At 63.2% G+C, this 223-nt stretch carries 1 pseudogene; it reads left to right on the top strand.

The window, feature by feature from the left end:
- Window positions 1-223, top strand: a pseudogene (locus MOV75_RS42220) (hypothetical protein); the annotation flags it as partial.

Here is a 223-nt window from a genome sequence, read left to right as displayed (position 1 = left end):
TCATGGCCTTGAGACCCCCGCCGAGCGTCTTGCCAGCGGCAAGGGCGAGCAGGGCACCATCCGCCTCTCCGCCTATCACGAGGGCGGCCACATCATCATCTGCATCGCCGACAACGGCCGCGGCCTCAACACCGAGAAGATCAAGGCCAAGGCGATCTCGTCAGGTCTCGTCACCGAGGCCGAGCTCGAGAAGATGAGCGAAGCCCAGATCCACAAGTTCATC

It is taken from the genome of Bradyrhizobium sp. PRIMUS42 (genome assembly GCF_023006515.1).
GTDB lineage: Bacteria > Pseudomonadota > Alphaproteobacteria > Rhizobiales > Xanthobacteraceae > Bradyrhizobium.
Note: the sequence above shows the minus strand (reverse complement) of the source record. Positions and strands in the feature narration are given on the sequence as shown.